Genomic DNA, 20,711 nt, shown 5'->3' on the forward strand with positions numbered 1-20,711 from the left:
GGCCCCACCTACTCGACGGCTGTCTCGCCCAGACCGGCCTGATAATCGAACACCCCTTGAACACATGACCGACCCTACGAATTCAGCCTGTGTAGTAGGCGCCGATCTGGCTGCGGAGCTCGGGATCGGTGACCACGATCCAGTGCCAGCCCTGGCGGTTGCCGCCGCTGGGCGCCTGCAGCGCGATGTCCAGGCACTCCCGTACCAGTTCGATCGGGACGGGGCGGTCGAGGTCGAGGCGCTTGCGCACGCTCCGGGTGGTGGTGAGCAGCTCATCGAGACTGAGCGGTGAGATCGTCATGAGCTCATCGTGCCACCGAGCTTCCGCCGGTCCACCTTGCCGGTCTGGTTGCGGGGCACGGCCGTCACGAACTCGATGTCGCGCGGCACCTTGTAGCCGCCCAGCTCGGCCTTGACGGCCTGTTTGAGCTCGCCGGCCGACAGCCTCGCACCGGGCTCCCGGACCACGTAGGCGGCCAGGCGCTGGCCGTACTCCTCATCCGGTACGCCCAGGACGGCCACGTCGGCGACACCCGGATGCCGGCCGAGGAGGTTCTCGACCTCCTGCGGGAACACGTTCTCGCCACCGGAGACGATCATGTCGTCTTCGCGGCCGTCGATGAACAGCCGCCCCCGGCCGTCCCGGTGCCCGAGGTCGCCGGTGCTCAGCAGTCCGTCCGCTTCCGTGCTCGCGTCGTCGCCGCCGCCCGAGTAGCCGCTGAAGGTGAGTCCGCCGCCGACGAGAACGCGGCCCACCTCGTACGGAGGCAGCTCGCGGCCGTCCGGGCCGGCGATCACCACCGTGGTCCCGCGCGCGGGGCGTCCGATGGTGTCCGGGGCGGCCCGCAGGTCGGCCGGGGTGGCGAGCGTGGCCCAGCCGACCTCGGTGGAGCCGTAGAGGTTGAAGAGCACGTCACCGTAGGCGTCCATGAACGCGGTGGCCAGGTCCGGCGGCAGCGCCGACCCGCCGGAGACCACCACGCGCAGGTGCGGCAGCGGCTGGACGCCGTGGGCCAGCAGCCGCTTCAGCATGACGGGCACGGCGACCATGGCCGTGGCCCGGTGACGGTCGAGGGCGCGAAGGACCGCCTCGGGGTCGAAGCGCCGCGTCAGCACGACCGGGCAGCCGAGCACCAGCGCCACGCCGTACCAGAGCAGGCCGAGACCGTGGAACAGCGGCGGCGCGATGAGGATCGGCTCGCCGGTCCGCAGCGGCACGGTGGCCAGCATCGAGGTGAACGGCTCGGCCAGCGCGGTCAGTGACAGCCGTCGCGTCGCCCCCTTGGGCACGCCGGTCGTCCCGGACGTGAGCAGCACCAGGCGTCCCGGCCGGCGCGGCGCCGGCGGCTCGGGCCCGGCGGCGGTCGCGGTGGCGTTGGGGGTCGCGGTGGGGGTCGCGGAGGTGATCAGCTCGTCCAGGTCACCGACGCGGGTCCCGGCGAAGTCCACGGGCGGCAGCTCCGGCGCGGCGATCAGAGTGTGCACGTCCTCGCGCCGCAGGACGTCACGTAGTCGCGGCCCGGCCAGGCCGGTGTTGAGCAGCAGCAGGTCCGCGCCCAGCCGCGAGACGGCCGCCACGGCCTCGACGAAGCCGCGGTGGTTGGGCCACATGATCGCCACGGTACGGCCCGGCCGTACGCCGAACCGGTCGTACAGGGCCGAGGCCAGCGCCACCACCCGCTCGTCGAGCTCGGCGAACGTCAGGCACCCGTCCTCGTCGAGGACGGCGGGGCGATCCGGCCAGCGCGCGGCGGCCATGGCCACGCCCGTGGCGGGGGTGACGTGGAAGTGGCGGAACGCCTCCACCATGCGCGCCAGGTCCGCGGGCGGCACGGGGCGCAGCAGACCGTTGCGGGCGAACGTTTCGACGGCCTCGGCCCCGAAGCCGCACAGCCTGGCCAACCTGGTGATCATCCGGATACCTGTTCTCAAGGGTAAGAAGGCCATACCCATGGGATCCGGTTCTAGCCCGGACGCCCACCCAGAGAGCGGGGTGGGCGCGGGCGTGCCTACCCGGCGAGCAGCTTCTCCGCGGGAATGAACTGGCGGGGGATGCTCGGGCTCTCCCATCGCAGCTCGGCGATGGCGTCATAGCCGCTGTCGTAGAACTCCATCTTGATGTCGTGCGCCCCGGCGCTCAGCGCCACCTGACCGGTGTCGTCGCGCTTGGAGTGGTCGGTCCAGTTGTCGATGAGCGGCTTGCCGTCCACCCACAGCCGTACCCCGTCATCGGTGGTGGTGACGAAGGTGTAGGTCTCCGCCTTGTCGGCCACGACCTTCCCCGTCCAGCGCACGCTGAAGGTGTCGGCGCCGATGGCCGGGTCCGGGGCGGCCGAGCCCCAGTCGAAGTTCACGGTGGGGTCGATCCTGGTGACCGTGGCGCCGGTGAGGTCGGCGTTGTCGAAGTACGTCGCCGACAGCCCCTGCTGGTCGATCACCAGCGTCGTCGCCGAACCCGCCGGCAGCGTCACCGTGGCCTTGCCGCCGGTGATGGCCGCGGTTCCGGTCTGGTGCGGAGTCCAGGCGTCCGACGTGCTCTGCCAGATCGCCGCGGTCCCCGCCGTCAGCCCGGTGAGCGCGAGACCGGCCTCGATCGGGTCGGCGCCGACGTTGACCAGGACCACGTTCTTGCTCTGGTCCGAGGCGAAGACGTGCAGCTTGTCGTTGTTCGCGCTCGCCTGGACGACGGTCTTGCCGAAGGGCCGGAACAGCCCCTCACCGGTGTACATGCCGATGCCGTGGTAGATGGGCAGGGGCTCGTTGCGCGGAATGTTGCCTTCACCCTTCTCACTGGTCAGGCCGAGCTGCCCGTTCTTGTCGCCGTACTGGTAGGCACCGGCGCCCGCGTGCAGGATCTGCCCGAGCGCCGCCGCGCCCCACAGCGTGTTGAAGTGGGTGAGCGTACGGTGGCCGTCGTCGTCCTTGTGGTCGGAGTTGAACTCGCCGATCTGAAGGTCGATCTTCCGGCCCAGTACGGACTCCGCGAGCGCGCTCACCTCCTTGATGTCGGTCTCGTACTTGCGGATCACGCTGCCGAGGAGCTCCTCGTCGGTGATCTGATCGTCGCCGGCGCCGTAGTCGTGGTAGTCGACGAAGTCGACGCGGCTGCCGGAGCCTTCGAGGAACGTCTTGATGTAGTCGCGGTCGTCCCAGGCCGTGGCCGGGCCGCCCATCTTGACCGCGGGGTTCTCGGCCCGCAGGGCGTCGGTGATCAGGTTGAACCGGCTGCTGTACTCCGCCGCCGTCATCTCCGGCTTGTCGGGAGTGCACGCGCAGTTGAGCTCGTTGCCCAGAATGAACCGCTGGACCGGCTTGCCGGTCGCCGCGAAGTGCTTGTAGAGGGCCACCGCGTCACCGCGGTTCACCTCCGCGCTCTGCCGTCCGTCCACCTGGAGGATGACGACCGGTTCGGCGCCGAGGTCGCGGATCGCGGTGACCCAGGCGTCTCCCGAGACCTCCGTGGCGCATTTGTAGCCGCCGCAGACGATCGGGCTGTCATGGTCGCCCGGCTCCTGGTAGTGCAGCTCGATCCGCATCCGGCCCACGCCTAAAGCACGCAACCGGGCCTGGTGCTGGGGATCGTTGGTGATGTACGAGTTCTCGCCGTACCCGGTGATCCCGATGCCGAAATCGGTGGTCGCGATGGTCCGGATCGGCTTGGTGAAGTCCACCGAGACGGTGGCGGCCACAGCCGCCTCCGCCGGTACGCCCGCCGTCCAGACCACCGCGGCGGCCAGACCGCCCGCGAGGGCGGCGTGCAGCGTACGACGTGCCAGTGCGATCATCCTTCTCCTGTCACAAAGTCCACAAATCCCGTGGATCATGACATATGCGGATTACACGGAAGTGACTTCTCTCGTTGATGTGGCGTGTGACACTGCGCTGGTCTCACGGATCGACGTGGTACAAGCGGACAACCCCGCCATCCGGCACAATCGGCTCTATGCAGATGCCGCCCCATCCGCACGAAGGCGACGACGCGGTTCGCCCGCACCCCCGCCGGCCGGATCCCCGAGCTCGCTGTCTGTCGCGGCCGCTGCCGCGCGCGAGGGTCTGATGCGGCCTCTTCGGTCGACCGATCCCCGGGAAGTCGCCGGGTACGTCCTGCGGGGGCGGATCGGCGAGGGTGGCCAGGGCACGGTGTTCCTCGGCACGTCGCCCAGTGGGCAGCGGGCGGCGGTCAAACTCCTGCACACGCACTTCGGCCACGACCTCGACGCCCGGCGGCACTTCCACCGGGAGCTGGCGTCCCTGCAGCGGGTGGCGCCGTTCTGCACGGCCCGCGTCCTGGCGGCCGATCCCGACGCCGACCCTCCGTACGTCATCAGCGAGTACATCGACGGCCCGTCTTTGCAGGACGCGGTGCGCGACAACGGGGTGCTGCGCGGCGCGGACCTCGACCGGCTGGCCATCACGACGGCCACGGCGCTGGGCGCCATTCACGCGGCGGGGGTGGTGCACCGCGACTTCAAGCCCGCGAACGTGCTCCTGGCCGCCGACGGCCCCCGAGTCATCGACTTCGGCATCGCGCGCCCGATCGACGCCACCGCCGCCACGGTCAGCGGTGTCGTGGGCACTCCGGCGTACATGTCGCCCGAGCAACTGGCCGGTCACCCGGCCGGGCCGCCTCTGGACATGTTCGCGTGGGCGTGCACCATCGTGTTCGCGGCCAACGGCCGGCCGCCGTTCGGGCACGAACCGCTGCCCGCCGTGATCAACCGCATCCTGAACGCCGAACCCGAGCTGGGCTCGCTGGCCGGGACCTTACGTGGCTTCGTGGCCGCCTGCCTGCACAAGGACCCCTCGTGGCGGCCGGCCGCCCGGCAGGTGCTGCTGGGCCTGATGAACAAGCAGCCCGGCCCCCCTTCGTACGGGACACCACCGTCTTATGGGACGCCACCCCCCGGAGGGACACCACCGCCCGGAGGGACACCACCCCCCGGAGGGACACCACCCCCCGGAGGGACACCACCGCCCGGAGGGACACCACCGCCCGGGGGGACGCCGCCGCCTGGCGGGGCGCGACCGCCTTATGGGACACCGGCGCCGCTCCGCCAGGGTCCTTGGCCGATCACGCCGCCACCTGCCACGCCTCACCCGACACAGCCGGGCCGTAAGCGCGCCGGTGTGATCGTCGGCACGGTGCTCGCGGCGAGCCTCGTGATCACTCTCACGGTGGCCGCCGCCATCGCCATCAACCAGGACTGGCCATCGAAGCCCAGCACCAGCCCCTCGGCTTCGGGCCCGACCGGCACGTCCCCGACCGCGACGCCCACACCTACGCCCACGCCCGCGGCGCAAGTGGCGCGCTCACCACGCCTGGGGCTGGAATTCTGGCAGGACAAGGCGGCCAGCCCGATGTCCCTGACCGATCTGGACCGGCCCATCACCACCGTCACCTTGAAGCGCGAACCGTTCGAACTGCGATTCCCCACCCTCCCCAAGGACACGGCCGCCCAGGTCTGCGCCTGGACGGATGACTCCGTCTTCTCCATCAAGGACGGACGCAAGGTGGCCGACCATCCCTGCTTCAGACCGGGGACCGGCATCGCCGACTACGAGCACGGATCGGGGACGCTGTATCTGAACGACCACGGCCACAACTACCTGCTCGGAGACCGGGTCGGGCACAGCTCCGACTCCCAGGACACGGTCCTGTTCTCCTCGGTCTTCAAGGACGGCACCTCGACGCTCCTGGCCGCCCAGCAAAAGGATCTGTATCTGACCGTCTTCATCGACCTGGACGGAGACGGGACCTTCAAACGCGCGGCTCCGGGCGAGTACGAATACGTCATCCTGGATTTTCCTAGTTGAACGCTGATCTCCTTGGCAGCTCCATCTCAGTCTCAGCGAACATCCGGAAACTACGCGCCGGACGGCCGGTGACGCGCTCGACGGTGCCGGTGACCCTGTTGTGCGGAACCTCGTCGACCAGCGCGTGCCCGGCGACGGCGGTGATATCCGTCGCGTCGACGAAAGCCACCCGGCCCTCCTTCGTCGCGGTGACGATCTCACCGCTCCCCACGCCCCGGGCGACGGCATGTTCACCGGTGAAGTTCTGCATGAACCACGACGGCCGCAAGACCGTCCACTCGGCCATGGTCGTACGGACGAGACTGTGCACCGCGCCGAGTCCCGGCGTGCCTTCCGGCAGCGCGGACGAGCTGAGCTGCACGACGCGCTCGACGCCCTGGCGGACGGCCTCTTCGAGGAACGGCTCCACCAGCGGGACGGGATCGGGCACACCGACGGGAGGTGGCTCAGACAAGACTGTTTTCTGGCGTCGGGATCGGTGGGCTACGACCGGCCACCATCCGTTGGCTGTCGTCTACCGGGTCGGTTCGGCGAGGAAGGCTGAGATCGCCGACCGCATTCGCGGGTCGAACAGCGCGGTGGCATGACCTCGGCCGGGAAGCAGGACCAAGCGCGCGTCCGGGATGCCGGACGCGGTGGCACGCACCAGATCGGGTGGAACGAGCCGATCACGTGTGCCGCCCACAACCAGCACAGGCACGCCGATCTCGCCGAGCCGCCCGGTCACGTCCCAGGGCTGGACCGCCTCCACCAGCGCGGCCTCACCAGGCGCCCGAGGCCGGCTCCGGGACAATCCGAACGCGGCCAGCAACAGCAGCCGCAGTGGACCGTGCGCGATCAGGTGGCTGCCGATCCAGGCGGCGGACCGCCCTTCGCGTTCAAGCTCCACCATCCGCAAGAGATCACGCAGGCCGTCCTCGCCGACCCGGCTCGCGGCGATACAGAGCACCAGGCGCCGCACAGTCCGCGGATGGTCCAGCGCCAACTGCAGGGCGGTGATTCCCCCGCCCGAGGTGCCCATGACGTCCACCGGCTCCCCGAACCGTTCCCGCAGCGCGGTCGCATGCCATCCGGCCAGTCTGGCGATGGTCATGCCCGAGGGCGGGCGCAGCGGACGATGGATCAGGTGGACCGTCCGCTTGAACCCACTGGCGAGTGCGGTGGTGGACCAGGCCGCCATTCGCGGCACCCGCACGGACAAGTCGGAACCCTGCCCCAGCCCGGGCAGGACCACCAGCGGCGGCCCGTCGCCCACGGCCATCGCCGACAAACCATCGTTCAACCGCTCACCAAGTACGTGTTCCCGATCTCGGCTCCGGCCAGCTGTCATACCTGCTGAACGGTGCCGAACTCGAAAAGTTCCGACACCTCAATACGCGATGCCTTCAGCAGTGGCACGGCACCATGCGGAAATGCTGGTCGACGTGGAGGCACCACGTCACCGGAACCGTGACGTGGCGCCCTTCCATCCGGCATGGGAGGCACCTCGTGCCCGAGGACTGAAGACTCGGACACGAGGTGGTGCTGATTTTCGCTATACGGACAGTTTGTCGAGGATGGCGGCCACCTCTGCCGCTCTGAACAGGAATCCCACATGGCTCGTGTCGAGGGTGTGAACGTCGTACGGATTGTCAGGAGTCAGGGCGTCCGCCTCAGCGATCAGCCTGTCCTGCATGGCCACAGGTAGGGACAGGTCGCCGGTGAGACGAATGTAGGTGCGGGCGATCGTGCCCCAGGTGTCGGCGTGGACACGTGCGTCGGACATCATCACCGCGATGGACTCGTCCGGCTGCAGGATGTTGAGGAAGGCCCGGAACTGGTCGTCGGTCACGTCCGCCATGAGCGCCGCCTTGAGACCGGCGAGCAACGCGGGGTCGGCGGTGCGGTAGTTGGCCCGGCCGACGCCGAGTTGAGCAGGGTCTCCTATGTTCAAGGCGGCCAGCGGGGCCAGCAGGTTGGTGGCGAACTCGGGCTCCGGCATGTATTCGATGGGATTGGCACGTTGTACGCACGACCATGCGGAGATGTAGACGAGCCGATCCACCAGTTCGGGGATCGTGTTGCCCACTCCGGTGATGGCCGTCCCTCCGAGGCTGGCGCCTACGAGCACCACGGGCCCGTGCTCCGCCACGCGACGGACGACGTCAACGACCATGTCGACGTTGTCCTGCAGAGTGACGCCGGCCAACGTCGATGGCTCGCTCGCCCAGGCATCGAGATCCTGTGGGGCCTGGTAGGCGGCCGGGAATTGCGCGTCGAGACCATGTCCCGGCAGATCGACGGCGAAGCTGCGGTGGCCGAGCAACGCGAGTTCGCGCTGGATGGGGGCCCACATGAACGAACTGGAGCCGGAACCGTGAACCAGCACGAATGTAGGAGCGGCATCGGACGTACGTCCGGCGTTCGAGGTCGATGACATATAGATCAGTCCGATCGGATTGCGGCATGGCGAACACGCCTGATGCCGAAAGTCGGCGTGTTGAGCCGCTGATGATGAGAATGGCGAGGCAGACCGCCAGTCGAGTACGCACAATTTCGGCGATGACAAAGGCGATCGGCGACCAGCTGGCAGCACTGTTCCAGCCCCTGGCGGTCACCACGAAACAGAGCGTAGCTGGGGCCGCCAACAATGGCTGCGAGAAGTAGACGGGTCGGTTCGAGCGAAACCCTGTGCGGTGCGGGGTTTCTAGACCGCAGCACCTACTGGAGGGATTTCCTCAACTGCCGCTGATCGCTGAGCGACCAGCAGAACACACCGTCTCAGATAGTCCGAAGCCGTGTATGTCCGAAGCTCGATCGCCGATTACCGAAAAGTCATATTCGGCGCGGTACGGCTCCGTCCTGCCAGCGGTAGAGGTCGCGCAGCAGGGAAATCTCGGCGCCGTGATGGATCAGCTCCCTGTTGACGTGCTGGACGATGACCTCCATGGGAAACCGCTCGGGACCCACCGTGGGCGGATTCTCCAGGTCGGCGTCCGAGAGTTCGCGGACCCCCGCGTTCCATCTCCCGTACATCTCATCGAGCTGTTTCAGCGCCTCGTCAGCGGTCCCCGCGTAGGCGAATGTCTGGGAGTCGACGTCCTGGCCGCCGAAGTGCCATCCGACCCGATAGCCCAGGCACGAGACGATGATGTGCGCCAGCCGCCAGGCAATCGTGGTCACCGGCGCCGGCACCGGGTCAGGGGACGCGGAGTCCATCGTCCACTCCCCCGAACCTGCCGACATCGGTGCGGCCGACCTGCCACGTGGGCGGATGCTCCAGCAGCCGCGCACCGGCTCCCAGAAGTACTCCTCATCGACAAGACCGTCCAGCCGCGGCCGCAGGTTCTTGCGCCAGTGCCGGTCCAACTGCTCCGCGAGCCGCTCGCTTCTTGGCATTTCCGCACACTACCGGCCACGGAGACCTGGCTGCGAGCCTCGCGGACGCCGTCGCCCGGCGCGCGCCGATCAGCACCACTCGGCCGACTGCCGTCTCAAAATGCGTCGCATATTTAGTCTCAAAATTAGTCGTCCGACAAGTGCCGGTACACGGTCGCGCGAGAGACGCCCAGGGCGCGGGAGATGTCGGCGGCGGTGTGCTCGCCGGTCGCGTGCATCCGCCGGGCGGTCTCGATCATGTCCGGGCTCATCGCGCCGGGCCTGCCACGCCGTCGACCCGGCGGCCGAGTGGGCGCGAGCGAAGCGCCGGACGAGGCCCCGGCCTGGACCCTCACAGGCGGCTCGACCCGAACCTCCTCCGCAGACCCCGCCCGAAGGTCAGACGCAAGCCCTGCCTGAAGGTCGGACGGAGACCCGACATCGAGATCGGTCGCGGCCCCGGTCACACGTCCCGGGGCCGTCTCGCCGAGGAGCCGTTCCACTCCGGCCAGTACCGCGGGCCGGATCAGGTCGGCGGGCAGGTCGGCGAACATGACGACCGGGTCGCTGAGCATGGCGAACGCCTGCACGGCCCGGACCTGTCCGGCGAGATCCGCATCGGGGCCGGCGATGAAGTGCTCGGCCATCATCGCGGTGTCGCGAAAGCGCTCGAACGTCGGGCGGTCGGCGCCCAGCGCCAGGTCCTGCGTGTTCATCCGCATCAGGAACCGGTGCCTCAGCCACACGTCGAGCAGCCCCTCGATGACGACCCACCGCTTCCGCCGGAAGTCGGAGCCCTCGATGCCGTTGGCCGCCTCGACGGCGGCCTCCATATCGGCCAGCATCGGCTCCGCCAGCGTGGCAAGGATGTCCTTCTTACTGGGGAAATGGTAGAGGACCGCGGTCTTCGTCAGGTTGAGCCGCTCCGCGATCTCCCGTACCGAGGTGGCGTGATAGCCGAGCGAGGCGAACAGTTCGAGCGCGACCCGCAGGATCCCGGAGCGGGTGTCGTCAGTCATCTCGCAGATTCTAGCCGCTTGACTGACCTCTGGTCGGGACCTATGGTTCAACAACTGACCGACGGTCAGGGCGAAACGAGAGTGAGAGTCTCATGAACGAGCGGATTCTGATCTCTGGGGCGAGCATCGCGGGGCAGACCCTGGCGTACTGGCTGGCCCGGCACGGGTTCCGGCCCACCCTGGTCGAGCGCGCGCCCCGGCTGCGCGAGGGCGGCAACGGCGTAGACATACGAGGTCACGCCATCGACGTGGCCGAACGAATGGGGATCATGCCCCAGATCAAGGCGAGAGCAGCGGACGTACAGGGCATATCCTTCGTGAACGCCGCGAACCGGAGCGTGGCCCGCATCGACACGCAGGCCATGCAGAGCGGTGGCGACGACGTGGAGATCATGCGTGGCGACCTGGTGGCGCTCCTGTACGAGGCGACGAAGCACGACGTCGAGTACGTTTTCGGCGACTCCATCCGGACGCTGGAGCAGAGCGGCGACGGCGTGGCGGTCTCCTTCGAGCACGGCCCGGCCCGCCGGTTCGATCTGGTCATCGGGGCCGACGGCATGCATTCCACGGTCCGCCGGCTGGCCTTCGGTCCCGAGTCGCGGTTCATCCAGCACAAGGGCCACTACTTCGCGTTCTCGAACGCCGAATCGGCGCTGGGCGAGAACCGCTGGGTGACGATGTACAACGTGCCGGGCAAGATGGCCGGAATCTACCGCTCGGGCAACCACTCCCAGGCCAAGGCGTACTTCATCTTCCGCCGGGCCGAGCCGCTGACGTACGACCACTGGGACGTCGATGAGCACAAGCGCTTGGTGAGCGAGGCGTTCGCGGGTGAGTCGTGGCGGGTGCGGGAGCTGCTCGCCGGAGCGCTCGCGGACCCTGACTTCTATTTCGACGCGTTGAGCCAGGTGCGGATGCCGTCGTGGTCGTCGGGCCGCGTGGCGCTCGTGGGTGACGCTGCCTACTGCGCGTCTCCCGCGTCGGGCGCCGGCGCCGAGCTGGCGCTGGTCGGCGCGTACCGGCTCGCGGGCGAGCTCGCGGCGGCCTCCGGGGATCACCAGGTCGCCTTCCGCCGGTACGAGGACGGCCACCGGGAGCTGGTCGATCAGAAGCAGAAGATCGGGCCCAATGTCCGCCTCATGGTGCCGAAGACCCGCCCCGGCAGGTGGGTCCGCGACGCCATGGCCCGGCTGCCGCTGATGCGGACCATGGCGACAGTGGAGCGCATCATGGCGCCCAAGAACACCGAGCCGCTGCCCGACTACGCACGCGACCAGGTGATTCGCGAACCCCAGCTCGTGACTGCGGACCGAGCGCGGGGCATGTTTCCGCGCTGCGATCGCGCGGCCCTCTGACCTCGCGGACCCACGTGACCGCCTCGAGCTCGACCGCCGTAGGACCGCAGCAACCACTCATGATCTCTTTCTCCCGCCGCGGGGTGACACTGATTCGAAGACTGTCAAATCAAAGGTGATATGATGCATGGGTCATGACGACTCATGACGCCGCACAACTCCCCGAAGCCTTCATGGCCGCGTTCAACGCCGGGGACACCCAGCTCCTGGAGCAGCTCTACAGCGACCCGGGCGTGCTCGTCCCCAGACCAGGTCATCCCGTCACGGGCACGGACCGGGCCGCCGCCAACCAGTACCTGCTCGGGTTCGGCCTGCCGATCGACGCCCGGTTACGGCACGCCTACGTCGCGGGCGACACCGCGCTACTCATCGTCGACTGGACCATTCGCGGCCGGGCGCGCGACGGCCGGGAGATCGACCTCCACGGTACGGCGACCGATGTCGCGCGGCAGGGCTCCGACGGCCTGTGGCGCTACCTCATCGACAATCCGTTCGGAGCCGACTGAACCAATATCGCTGCCGCGGTCTGCCGAAGACGCACTTCGCTTCAACGCTGGCCGTTTAGGTGCTGTGTAGTGGCCGGAGAGTGGCCATATAGCCGCCGGTGTTTAAGTCCTTCTTGAGGCAGCCGGTTCCCATACCGACCGCCCATCGAAGGGCGGAGGCACAAATGCGACCCCCCACCGCAAAGACCGAAGGCAACCGCATGCACGGCAAACAGACGATACTGCCCGCGCTAATCGTCGCAGCCGCGGCCCTCCTCACGAGCATTGGCGTAGCTTCGCCAGCTCAAGCCGCCACCTCGGCCACCGCCACCATCGCCGCGCCAGCTCAAATACGTGCCTGGTATATCAAAAGGGTATACGCGTACCTGCCTTCTTGCAAAGCCGCAGGTCAGGCTTACGTAGACACCGACTACGCAAAGGCATATAAGTGCGAATGGGACAGTCCAGGCGTCGCCCTCTGGCTAAATTCGTACTAAGTTAGCAATTCTCTGGAATCAAGGTCTAAGTCCCAGGTATATCGCATGAAGCGGCGGAGCTCCTGGCAGGCGGACCCAACCAGGAGCTCCCCGCCATCGGGCTGAAGCGTTCTCGCGTGGTGTGGCCGAGTGGCATGTGCGCGGCCGCTGGTACCGTCCACGGCACCTTCGCTCACCGTAACGTCGCGGATCAGGTCGGCGACCGCGCGACGCACCTTCCAGAGTGAGCGAAAGACGTTCCGATCACGGGTAGGGCCGGACCTTTTTGACCCTCCACGACGCCCCGACCTGGCCCTTCCCCGCCGAAGCCGGCTCAACGCCCGCATGACCACCAGAACGCTCTTGAATTGCTGTCACGCACGCGAGGATGATCGCCGGTATGCGAGTTGTCGTTCTCGTCTGGGAAGGCTTTCTCGGGATCCTCACGATCGCGCTGATCGTGGTGGCGCTGCTGAGCGCGCCGCCGGGCCAGTATCTGGTCCTCATACTGGCGCAGGCCGGGGCTCTGGGGCTGGTGGCGACGGGGCTCGCGCTGTCGTTCCGTACGGGCACGCCCAACCTGGCCGTCGGGTCGATCGCCGCTTTCACCGCCATGGTCACCGCCTCACTGATGACCAATGGGCTGGGCTGGGCGGCGGCGATCATCGCGATCCTGGTCGCCACGGTCGGCGGGCTCCTCCTCGGTCTGTTCGCCACCGCCCTCTCGGCGCCGGCGTGGGCCGTGACCCTGGGCGCGGCCGTGGCCTGCGAGGCACTGGTCAACGGCATCGCGGACGGCCGCGTCATCCCCATCGACGTTAATTTTCCGACCTATGTGTGGTTCGTGCTGTTCGCCATCGTGTCCCTGGGCGGCGCGCTGGCCTGGCCCGCCCTGCGCGTGGCGTCGCCGTGGATCACGGCCATGGTGGGGCTGGGCGGGTCGAGCCTGCTCGCCGCCCTCGGCGGAGTGGCGCTGCTGACCCGGATCCACGCGGCAACCCCCGCTTCGGGCTGGACCACTACCACGCTGGCCTTGGCCGCGGTCCTGCTCGGCGGGATCAGCGTGCACGGCAAGCGGGGCGGCGTCGCGGGCACCGTACTCGCGGTGCTCTTCCTCTCCCTGGTCCAGGGGCAACTGGTGCTCTGGGCCGCGCCGCCGTGGGTGTTCCAGGTCATCGCCGGAGCGGTGATCCTGGCCGCGCTGCTGGCCGGGCGGCTGGCCGAACTGGTGGCCCAGGAGACACCGGCCCCTGTGACACCGGCCCCTGTGACGCCCGAAGGCAGATCGTAAGCGATTCGCGGCTGTTCAGGCTGCGCTCTCAGCATTGCCTCTTCCACACCGAAGATCGAGTCATGTATGTTCAAGCCCGTCATCGAAAGAAAGTTTCAACCGAAGAGGGGCAATGGGCAAGAAGCTTCAGATGCTCGCGCTACCGATCGCAGCCGTCGCGCTGTCCATCCTGCCGACCGTTCCCGCCCACGCAGCCACGGGCTACGACCGGTGCCATGACGACAACTACTGCATGTTCTCCGGCCTCGACGGCACGGGCGACATCATCGAGATCCAGAGCGATACGCCGGATCTCGCCACGTTGAACATGGGCGGCAAGGCCAAGTCTGACTGGAACCGGACGGATTCCTACATCCACCTCTTCTCCGAAGCCAACTACGGTGGCTGCTCGGCGGTGACCACTCCGGGTGGCAAGGGCAACTTCTTCTCCGCCTACCGCGACTTCTTCGACTCCGTCCGCATCGGCGGATCGAACGGCCCCTCCTGCGGCACCCAGGAGGACTTCCGGGTCAAGTCCCACTCCTGACAACGGCACGAGGCGCCCCGGCATCGCACCCTTCGATGCCGGGGCGCCCGCATGTCCGCTCCCGGGTAGGTGACCGGCTCGGCCGAACACTGAACGCCCCAGCGCGTGCGCGCGTATCTCCAGATGGGACGGCTCATCACCCCCCTATCGCCGGTAGTAGTGGACCTCGCAGCCGTCCCGACGAGAAATGGCGCTGAGCAGGCCATCTCTCCGATACGGTTTCGCCCCATGCAGGGACGGTTACGAGGAGGCGTCGTAGTGGCCATGCCGACAAGGCTTGGGCGGATGGCAGTGGCCGTGGCGCTGGCGCTGGGCGCGCTGGCCGCCACCCCGAGCGGCGCCGTCGCCGCGCCGACGCCCACCCCGCAGGCCAGGGCCAAGGCGAAGGCCAAACTGGTGAAGCTCAACGAACAGGCCGACAAGGTGGTCGAGCAGTACAACCAGGCCACCGAGAGCTACACGAAGGCCAAGAAGAAGTACGACGCCCTCAACGCCGAGGTCGGCCGCAAGGGCGTGCAAGCCGACGCCCTGCGCAGGGACCTCGTGGCGGTGGCGGTGAACAACTACCAGTTCGGCGAGTTCGCGGGCTGGCAGAGGTTCGTCGTCGAGGGCACCCCCGAGACGACGCTGAGCGGCATGGCCTCACTCGACCAGATGACGCAGGCCAGGGTGGCGAAACTACGCGCCTATGAGGCGACCACCAAGGACCTGCGCGATCGGCGCAATGACGCCAAGACCGTCCTGGCCGAGGCCGACGACGCGCGCGACAAGGTACGCGGGGAGAAGACGGAAGTCGAGAAGCTGGTCGCCGAACAGACCAAGATCCTGCGCAAGCTGGGCGCCTTCCAGTCCGGCGACCCCAACAGCACCGGCATCAAGTACACCGGCCCGGCCTCCGGTAATGCCCGGGCCGCGCTCCAGTTCGCCTTCGCCCAGGTCGGCAAGCCGTACCAGTACGGCGCCACGGGCCCGGGCTCCTTCGACTGCTCCGGCCTCACCCAGGCCGCCTGGCGGACTGCCGGGGTCGTGCTGCCCCGTACCACGTACACCCAGTGGAGCTGGGGCGCCAGCCGTCGCGTGGGGCTGGACGAGCTGGAGCCCGGAGACCTGCTCTTCAGCAGAGGACTGGGACATATGGGCATGTACGCGGGCGGCGGGAAGATGGTCCACGCGCCGCAGACCGGCGACGTGGTCAAGGTGGTCGACCTCGACGACTACTGGCGCGCCCGCCTGCTCGGCGCGATCCGCCCCTGACCCGGCGGGCGGTCGCGTGTGCCGTCAGGGCGGATACGATCGACTCGTTCAGCGCTGCGGAGGAGGCGGGCATTGCCGGGCACCGAGAGGCCGAAGACCGGCCGCACTCCCGAAGGCCAGGAGGCCGTCGAGCCGGCGAAGCATGTCACCTGGCTCATGCTGATCTACCGGGTGCCCAGCGAGCCGACCCGGTTGCGCGCCGCGGTCTGGCGGCGGCTGCGCAACCTCGGCGCCATCTACCTGCAGAACTCCGCGGCCGCCGCACCGCGGACACCGCACAGCGAGCGGCTGCTGCGGGCGCTGCGCAACGAGATCGTCGAGTCGATGTCGGGCCAGGCGTTCCTGGTCAGCACCTCCTCGATCATCGGCGAGACCGAGCTGGTCGCCCTCTACAACGCCGCGCGCGACGACGAGTACGAAGAGATCCTCGACAAGTGCGTCGACTTCCACGCGGAAGTGGCCAAAGAGGTGACCGCGCAGCACTTCACCTACAGCGAGCTGGAAGAGAACGAGGAAGACCTCACCAAGCTCAAGGGCTGGTACGAGAAGGTCAAGGCACGTGACGTCCTGGGCGCCTCGCGGGCCGAAGAGGTGACCCAGGCGCTCGAGGGCTGCGCGAAGACGCTGGAGGAGTTCGCCGCCTCCGTCTACGAGGCCGAGGACAGCGCGATCTTCTAGGTCGGCCACCGGTCACGAACGTCGATCCGCAGCGCGATCATCCAGGTCGGCTACCGATCGCGTACGTCGATCCGCAGCGCGATGACGAAAGCGGCCATGAGGCACGCGCCGAGCACCGGCGTGAGCACCACTTCCGGCACCGCGAACGCCAGCAGGACCACCGTGCCGAGCGCCAGCGTGGTGACGACGGCCACGGCGATCTTCCAGTCGTCGCCGATGATCAGGTCGTACCAGAACTGCCCGACTCCTCGGATGAAACCCATGTTCAGCTCCTAGCTGGATGTGCTCGGGACGGCGGTGGACGCGGCCGCGGCGGGCGGCCTGAGGGCATGGACCATCACCCGTGACAGCCCGAGCCACGCGGCGATGAGCACCAGGATCGCCAGGTCGGCGCCCGGCCACTCCAGGCTCTGGCGGCTCGCGGTGAAGATGCCCAGCCCTTCGACCGCCCAGAAGGTGCCGAATGCCGCGAGCAGCAGGCCGACGCCGTACTTCATGGTGTTCTCCGGCACCTTCGACAGGGGCCCCCTGACGGCGATGCCCACGCCGAGGACGAGGAGCACGCCGAGGACCGCGGCGCCGATCGCCACCGGCATGTTGTCCGCGCTCAGGCCGAAGGTGATCACGATGAAGACCACCTCGACGCCTTCGAGGAAGACCCCCTTGAAACTGATCATGAACGAGAACCAGTCGAGGCCCTTGGCCTTGACCGCGCCCGCGCTCTCGGCCGCCGCCACCTCGTCGGCGAAGATCTGGTCCTCGTCGTGCATGGCCTTGCGCCCGGACGACCGCAGGATCGCCTTGCGCAGCCACTGCAGGCCGAAGATCAGCAGGACGCCGCCGATCGCGAGCTGCAGCGCCGCCTCCGGCAACCAGGTCGCGAACGCGTATCCGGCGACGGCGGTGAAGGCCGTCAGCGCGACGAGAGCCGCCGCCACACCCGCGAACGTGGAGCGCCAGCTCCGCGTCACGCCCATCGCCATGACGATCGTCAGGGCCTCGACCATCTCCACGATCGAGGCGAGCAGCACCGCCGTGCCCAAGCCCCATGCGGCCGCGTCCATCGGCCCACTTCCTTCCGTTGCTTCTCCACCGGCGAACCATCACTCGCAGCAGAATGTAACAGTTGTTAGTTTGCGCAGATATCCAACGCTATGTCTACAAGGAGTCGGCCGACAGCGCGTCGGCGATGGCCAGGCAGCCCGCGATGCTCCCCCGCGCCAGGTCGTCGATCCACGGCTCGGGCCAGGAGGAGAACTTGGCGATGACCACCCCGGCCGCCTCGTGGACGAACAGCATCTGACCGTGGATGCCCAAGGCCATGTACACCCCGCCCCCGTCCGAGGTGCGGGGCGCGGCGACCCACCACTGGTTGCGGTAGTAGGCGCCGGGCACGGTCAGGTACGGCGAGCCGTGCCGGAGAAAGGCCGCGGCCTGGTCGCCGTCGGGGGTCAGGGTGTCGGCGACCCAGCTTTCCGGCACCACCCGCGTCCCGTCGGAGCGCAGCCCGTCTCGCCGCAGGGCCTCGCCGAGGCGGGCCAGATCGCGGGCCGTACAGCAGACCCCGATGTCCGCCAGGGCGTGGCCGTTGCGGTCGACCGTGATCTCGGCGTCGTGTTCGGCGCCCAGTCGCCGCCACAGATGCCGGGAGATCAGCTCCGGCACCCGCAGGCCCGTCGCGCGCTCCGCCAGCAGCGCCAGCACGCAGGTCAGGGTCGAGCGGTACTCGAAGTCGCCGCCGTGCGGGCGCACCTGGGCCAACCGCCAGAAATGGCTGCGCGAGTCCTCGTCCGGCGAGCTCGCCGGGGGCGCCCACTGGCAGATGGAGAAGTAGGCGCGCTGGAGTTCGAGCGTGGTGATGTCCTCGCGCGTCCCCGTGCGCATGTCCAGCAGCTGCCGGACGCTGGCCCCGGCCAGCCCGGTGCCACGGAACTCGGGCACGATCGCGCGGACCTCGTCGTCCGGCGACAGCGCCCCGGACTCGATCACCGAGCCGACGGCCGTGGCGGTGATGGACTTGGACACCGACATGCACAGATGCCGGGTGCCCGCCCGCATGCCGTGGTCGTACTGCTCGTGGACGAGCCGGCCCCGGTGCAGCACGACCAGGGCGTCGGTGTGCGACCACTCGACGAGTTCCGCCACGGTCAGACGGCGCCTCGGGCCATCCTGGAGGCGCAGTTCCAGCGAGCCCAGGCTCGTCCCCTCGGCGATCAGATCGTGGACGAGCCCCTCACCGCGGGAGATCGGCGCGGTGGGGATCAACTCTCCGATGCGCTGGTACGCGCTGACGTTGTACGGCGGACGCATCCAGTTCTCCAGCGTCACCGGTCCCGTGGCGTCGAAATGGTCATATCCGGCTATAGGTGATTCCGCACGCGACATGGGCCTGATTCTCCTATGACGAAACCTTTCGGCAAGGCTAGAAATGGCCTGATCCGCCCGCGCGCTGCGCTCCGGCCGGACCGGGGTCTTCGCCATGTGCCTGCCGCCGGGTCACGTCGGCGTGGGCGACTGGGGGTGGCTGCCGCCCCTGACCCGGCAGGGCGCACGCCGGCCTCTTGGCAAATTCATCACTTAGAGCAATCATGTACTTGCTTTACGTGATGATGAAGGAGCGTGACGTCCTGGAAGAGAGCCCGTCGATGTCGACACCACTGGGTTCGGCCATGCCCGCCGAGCTGGCCGACGCTGGAGTGCCGAGACCGAGTCACGACCTCAGAGTGCCGGCGGACCTGATCGCGACAGCCGAGCATGGCCTGGCCGCCGGCGGCCGGCCCCGCAAACGCGTACTGATCATCGGGGGCGGGATGGCCGGTCTGGTCGCCGCCTACGAGCTGATGCGGCAGGGTCACGAGCCCGTCGTCCTGGAGGCCCAGCAGCGGGTCGGCGGGCGCGTGCTCACCCTGCGCGAATTCGCGCCCGGCCTGTACGCCGAGGCGGGCGCGATGCGGATCCCGCGCGTGCACGACCTCACACTCGCCTACTGCGCGAAGTTCGGGCTGACGCTGCGCCCGTTCGTCATGGGCAATCCCCACACCCTGGCCTACATCCAGGGCGTCAGGACCACGATCCGGGAGCTGAACGACAACCCCGAGATCATCGACTTCGGCCTGGCCGAGCACGAGCGCGGTCGCACCTACGAGGACCTGTGGCGCACCGCCACACAGGAGATCCACGACCTGTACGCCCAGGAGGGCGAGAACGCGCTCGACCGCATCTGCGCCGAGTACGACCGCTACTCCATCCGCAGCTTCCTGCGCGAGCGCGGATTCTCCGAGGGGGCCATCGAGCTCTACGGCGTCATGAGCTTCCGGGAGGCCAACCTCAACGCGGCGATCATCGAGCAGTTCCGTGAGATCATCGGGCGGGCGTTCGAGGACATGCAGGAGATCGAGGGCGGCGCCGACCGGCTGCCGGACGCCTTCTACCGGGAGCTCAAGAACCACATCCGGTTCGGCCACGAGGTCACCGCCATCGAGCAGGACGACCACTCGGTCACCTTGCACCTCAGGACGGGCGCGGGCAAGACCACGCTCACCGGCGACTACGCCATCTGCACGATTCCGTTCTCGGTGCTGCGCGACGTCGAGGCCAGGCCCGCCTTCTCCCGCCGCAAGCAGCGCGCCATCCGCGAGCTGAACTACAACGCCTCCACCAAGATCCTCTTTCAGGTACGGCGGCCGTTCTGGGAGCAGACCGATGGCATCGTCGGCGGCACCACGGTCACCGACCTGCCGATCCGGCGCATCTGCTACCCCTCGCACCCCGCGCCCGACGACGAGCGTACGGTCCTGCTGGCCAGCTACACCTGGGGGCAGGACGCGCTGCGGTGGGGCGCGATGTCGTCGCAGAAGCGGGTCGATCAGGCGCTCGAGGACGTCGCCAAGATCCATCCCCAGATCCACGACCACTTCGAGTTCGGCGTCACCCACGCCTGGTACAACGACCCCTACGCGGCCGGCGCCTTCGCCCTGTTCGAGCCGCACCAGCAGAGCAACCTGCATGACGCGATCATCGCGCCGGAGGGCCGCGTGCACTTCGCGGGCGAGCACTGCTCGCTGTGGCACGCGTGGATCGAGGGCGCCCTGGAGTCGGGGCTGAGCGCGGCACGGGCCATCCACGAAGCAGACTGAACGCAGCGCGGACCGTACAACGAGGCGGGCCGAACGACGAGGCGGGCCGTGCAACGCGGCGGGTGGGCGCGTCAGGGGCGCGCCCGCTCGGCGTACTGGCGCAGGTACGCCGCCGCCGTGGTCAGATCGGCGGCGGCCGTCACGCAGGCGGCGTGGTGGGCGGTCACCGCGTCGCGCAACCAGGGCGGCGCGCCGCCGCCGGCCATCAGCCTGGCCTCGATCTCGCGCAGGCGTACGGCGCAGTCGGCGAGCGCGCGGATGTCGGATCGCAGGATCGCGGCGTGGGCGGCGATCGCCGCGGGTTCGGCTGACATCGGTCC

Annotated in this window: 20 protein-coding genes; 8 read left to right on the forward strand and 12 right to left on the reverse strand. The window is 68.5% G+C overall.

From position 1 onward, the window contains the following. Positions 1–82: 82 nt before the first annotated feature. The 3 genes from AB0F17_RS49025 to AB0F17_RS49035 form a co-directional block, all read right to left on the reverse strand. A complete protein-coding gene (locus tag AB0F17_RS49025; RefSeq protein ID WP_358038391.1) occupies positions 83–301 on the reverse strand; it encodes a nitroreductase family protein in 219 nt (72 codons plus the stop codon). Then, positions 298–1,914: an AMP-binding protein gene (locus tag AB0F17_RS49030; RefSeq protein ID WP_358038394.1), complete on the reverse strand. Its 1,617-nt coding sequence runs from the start codon at positions 1,912–1,914 to the stop codon at positions 298–300. The genes AB0F17_RS49025 and AB0F17_RS49030 overlap by 4 nt, the downstream gene beginning before the upstream one ends. Before the next feature lie 95 nt (positions 1,915–2,009). Next, on the reverse strand, positions 2,010–3,785 hold the full coding sequence (locus AB0F17_RS49035; RefSeq protein ID WP_358038397.1) for a PA14 domain-containing protein: 1,776 nt from the start codon (positions 3,783–3,785) through the stop codon (positions 2,010–2,012). 271 nt (positions 3,786–4,056) lie between these two features. On the opposite strand from AB0F17_RS49035, the gene AB0F17_RS49040 reads away from it, so the two are divergent. Beyond that, complete coding sequence (locus AB0F17_RS49040; RefSeq protein WP_358038400.1) at positions 4,057–5,814, forward strand: serine/threonine-protein kinase; 1,758 nt, start codon at positions 4,057–4,059, stop codon at positions 5,812–5,814. Here AB0F17_RS49040 and AB0F17_RS49045 read toward each other — a convergent pair. The 5 genes from AB0F17_RS49045 to AB0F17_RS49065 form a co-directional block, all read right to left on the reverse strand. Next, positions 5,807–6,268 carry a hypothetical protein gene (locus AB0F17_RS49045; RefSeq protein WP_358038403.1) on the reverse strand — a complete coding sequence of 154 codons (462 nt, stop codon included), beginning with the start codon at positions 6,266–6,268 and terminating at the stop codon, positions 5,807–5,809. The two genes, AB0F17_RS49040 and AB0F17_RS49045, sit on opposite strands and share 8 nt — an antisense overlap. A 60-nt stretch (positions 6,269–6,328) precedes the next feature. Beyond that, positions 6,329–7,096, reverse strand: a complete 768-nt coding sequence (locus AB0F17_RS49050; RefSeq protein ID WP_358038406.1) for an alpha/beta fold hydrolase — start codon at positions 7,094–7,096, stop codon at positions 6,329–6,331. A 252-nt stretch (positions 7,097–7,348) separates the two neighbouring features. After that, positions 7,349–8,233, reverse strand: a complete 885-nt coding sequence (locus tag AB0F17_RS49055) for an alpha/beta hydrolase (protein ID WP_358038409.1) — start codon at positions 8,231–8,233, stop codon at positions 7,349–7,351. Positions 8,234–8,628: 395 nt separating this feature from the next. Further along, positions 8,629–9,192 (reverse strand): DinB family protein, encoded by a 564-nt coding sequence (locus tag AB0F17_RS49060; protein WP_358038412.1) that lies wholly within the window; start codon positions 9,190–9,192, stop codon positions 8,629–8,631. 125 nt (positions 9,193–9,317) lie between these two features. Next, the gene (locus AB0F17_RS49065; protein ID WP_358038415.1) at positions 9,318–10,190 is read right to left on the reverse strand and encodes a TetR family transcriptional regulator; all 873 of its coding nucleotides are present in this window, start codon (positions 10,188–10,190) and stop codon (positions 9,318–9,320) included. 92 nt (positions 10,191–10,282) lie between these two features. Between AB0F17_RS49065 and AB0F17_RS49070 the strand changes: the two genes are divergently transcribed. From AB0F17_RS49070 to AB0F17_RS49095, 6 genes are all read left to right on the forward strand, one after another. Next, entirely contained in the window at positions 10,283–11,545 is a 1,263-nt protein-coding gene (locus tag AB0F17_RS49070) for an FAD-dependent monooxygenase (RefSeq protein WP_358038418.1), read from the forward strand. A gap of 134 nt (positions 11,546–11,679) precedes the next feature. Further along, positions 11,680–12,051, forward strand: a complete 372-nt coding sequence (locus AB0F17_RS49075) for a nuclear transport factor 2 family protein (protein WP_358038421.1) — start codon at positions 11,680–11,682, stop codon at positions 12,049–12,051. Between the two features lie 855 nt (positions 12,052–12,906). Beyond that, positions 12,907–13,797 (forward strand): hypothetical protein, encoded by an 891-nt coding sequence (locus AB0F17_RS49080; RefSeq protein WP_358038424.1) that lies wholly within the window; start codon positions 12,907–12,909, stop codon positions 13,795–13,797. A 112-nt stretch (positions 13,798–13,909) separates the two neighbouring features. Next, positions 13,910–14,323, forward strand: coding sequence for a peptidase inhibitor family I36 protein (locus AB0F17_RS49085; protein ID WP_358038427.1), 414 nt, complete (start codon positions 13,910–13,912; stop codon positions 14,321–14,323). Between the two features lie 285 nt (positions 14,324–14,608). Beyond that, positions 14,609–15,577: an NlpC/P60 family protein gene (locus tag AB0F17_RS49090; protein WP_358038430.1), complete on the forward strand. Its 969-nt coding sequence runs from the start codon at positions 14,609–14,611 to the stop codon at positions 15,575–15,577. 72 nt (positions 15,578–15,649) lie between these two features. Continuing rightward, complete coding sequence (locus tag AB0F17_RS49095; protein ID WP_358038433.1) at positions 15,650–16,255, forward strand: Chromate resistance protein ChrB; 606 nt, start codon at positions 15,650–15,652, stop codon at positions 16,253–16,255. A 50-nt stretch (positions 16,256–16,305) separates the two neighbouring features. On the opposite strand, the gene AB0F17_RS49100 is transcribed toward AB0F17_RS49095, so the two are convergent. The 3 genes from AB0F17_RS49100 to AB0F17_RS49110 form a co-directional block, all read right to left on the reverse strand. Then, positions 16,306–16,518, reverse strand: a complete 213-nt coding sequence (locus tag AB0F17_RS49100; protein WP_358038436.1) for a hypothetical protein — start codon at positions 16,516–16,518, stop codon at positions 16,306–16,308. 9 nt (positions 16,519–16,527) lie between these two features. Beyond that, complete coding sequence (locus AB0F17_RS49105; protein WP_358038439.1) at positions 16,528–17,319, reverse strand: hypothetical protein; 792 nt, start codon at positions 17,317–17,319, stop codon at positions 16,528–16,530. Positions 17,320–17,413: 94 nt separating this feature from the next. Further along, positions 17,414–18,640, reverse strand: a complete 1,227-nt coding sequence (locus tag AB0F17_RS49110) for a serine hydrolase (protein WP_358038442.1) — start codon at positions 18,638–18,640, stop codon at positions 17,414–17,416. A 203-nt stretch (positions 18,641–18,843) separates the two neighbouring features. Between AB0F17_RS49110 and AB0F17_RS49115 the strand changes: the two genes are divergently transcribed. Beyond that, positions 18,844–20,391: an FAD-dependent oxidoreductase gene (locus tag AB0F17_RS49115; protein WP_358038445.1), complete on the forward strand. Its 1,548-nt coding sequence runs from the start codon at positions 18,844–18,846 to the stop codon at positions 20,389–20,391. A 71-nt stretch (positions 20,392–20,462) separates the two neighbouring features. On the opposite strand, the gene AB0F17_RS49120 is transcribed toward AB0F17_RS49115, so the two are convergent. Then, on the reverse strand, positions 20,463–20,705 hold the full coding sequence (locus AB0F17_RS49120; RefSeq protein WP_358038447.1) for a hypothetical protein: 243 nt from the start codon (positions 20,703–20,705) through the stop codon (positions 20,463–20,465). Positions 20,706–20,711 lie beyond the last annotated feature (6 nt).

Origin of the sequence: Nonomuraea sp. NPDC026600, assembly GCF_040638335.1 — a bacterium.
GTDB lineage: Bacteria > Actinomycetota > Actinomycetes > Streptosporangiales > Streptosporangiaceae > Nonomuraea.

Coding starts and splice junctions, on each gene's coding strand:
- AB0F17_RS49025 (WP_358038391.1), bottom strand. CDS start 301: ATGACGATCTCACCGCTCAGTCTCGATGAGCTGCTCACCACCACCCGG.
- AB0F17_RS49030 (WP_358038394.1), bottom strand. CDS start 1,914: ATGATCACCAGGTTGGCCAGGCTGTGCGGCTTCGGGGCCGAGGCCGTC.
- AB0F17_RS49035 (WP_358038397.1), bottom strand. CDS start 3,785: ATGATCGCACTGGCACGTCGTACGCTGCACGCCGCCCTCGCGGGCGGT.
- AB0F17_RS49040 (WP_358038400.1), top strand. CDS start 4,057: ATGCGGCCTCTTCGGTCGACCGATCCCCGGGAAGTCGCCGGGTACGTC.
- AB0F17_RS49055 (WP_358038409.1), bottom strand. CDS start 8,233: ATGTCATCGACCTCGAACGCCGGACGTACGTCCGATGCCGCTCCTACA.
- AB0F17_RS49060 (WP_358038412.1), bottom strand. CDS start 9,192: ATGCCAAGAAGCGAGCGGCTCGCGGAGCAGTTGGACCGGCACTGGCGC.
- AB0F17_RS49065 (WP_358038415.1), bottom strand. CDS start 10,190: ATGACTGACGACACCCGCTCCGGGATCCTGCGGGTCGCGCTCGAACTG.
- AB0F17_RS49070 (WP_358038418.1), top strand. CDS start 10,283: ATGAACGAGCGGATTCTGATCTCTGGGGCGAGCATCGCGGGGCAGACC.
- AB0F17_RS49075 (WP_358038421.1), top strand. CDS start 11,680: ATGACGACTCATGACGCCGCACAACTCCCCGAAGCCTTCATGGCCGCG.
- AB0F17_RS49080 (WP_358038424.1), top strand. CDS start 12,907: ATGCGAGTTGTCGTTCTCGTCTGGGAAGGCTTTCTCGGGATCCTCACG.
- AB0F17_RS49085 (WP_358038427.1), top strand. CDS start 13,910: ATGGGCAAGAAGCTTCAGATGCTCGCGCTACCGATCGCAGCCGTCGCG.
- AB0F17_RS49090 (WP_358038430.1), top strand. CDS start 14,609: ATGGCAGTGGCCGTGGCGCTGGCGCTGGGCGCGCTGGCCGCCACCCCG.
- AB0F17_RS49100 (WP_358038436.1), bottom strand. CDS start 16,518: ATGGGTTTCATCCGAGGAGTCGGGCAGTTCTGGTACGACCTGATCATC.
- AB0F17_RS49105 (WP_358038439.1), bottom strand. CDS start 17,319: ATGGACGCGGCCGCATGGGGCTTGGGCACGGCGGTGCTGCTCGCCTCG.
- AB0F17_RS49110 (WP_358038442.1), bottom strand. CDS start 18,640: ATGTCGCGTGCGGAATCACCTATAGCCGGATATGACCATTTCGACGCC.
- AB0F17_RS49115 (WP_358038445.1), top strand. CDS start 18,844: ATGTACTTGCTTTACGTGATGATGAAGGAGCGTGACGTCCTGGAAGAG.
- AB0F17_RS49120 (WP_358038447.1), bottom strand. CDS start 20,705: ATGTCAGCCGAACCCGCGGCGATCGCCGCCCACGCCGCGATCCTGCGA.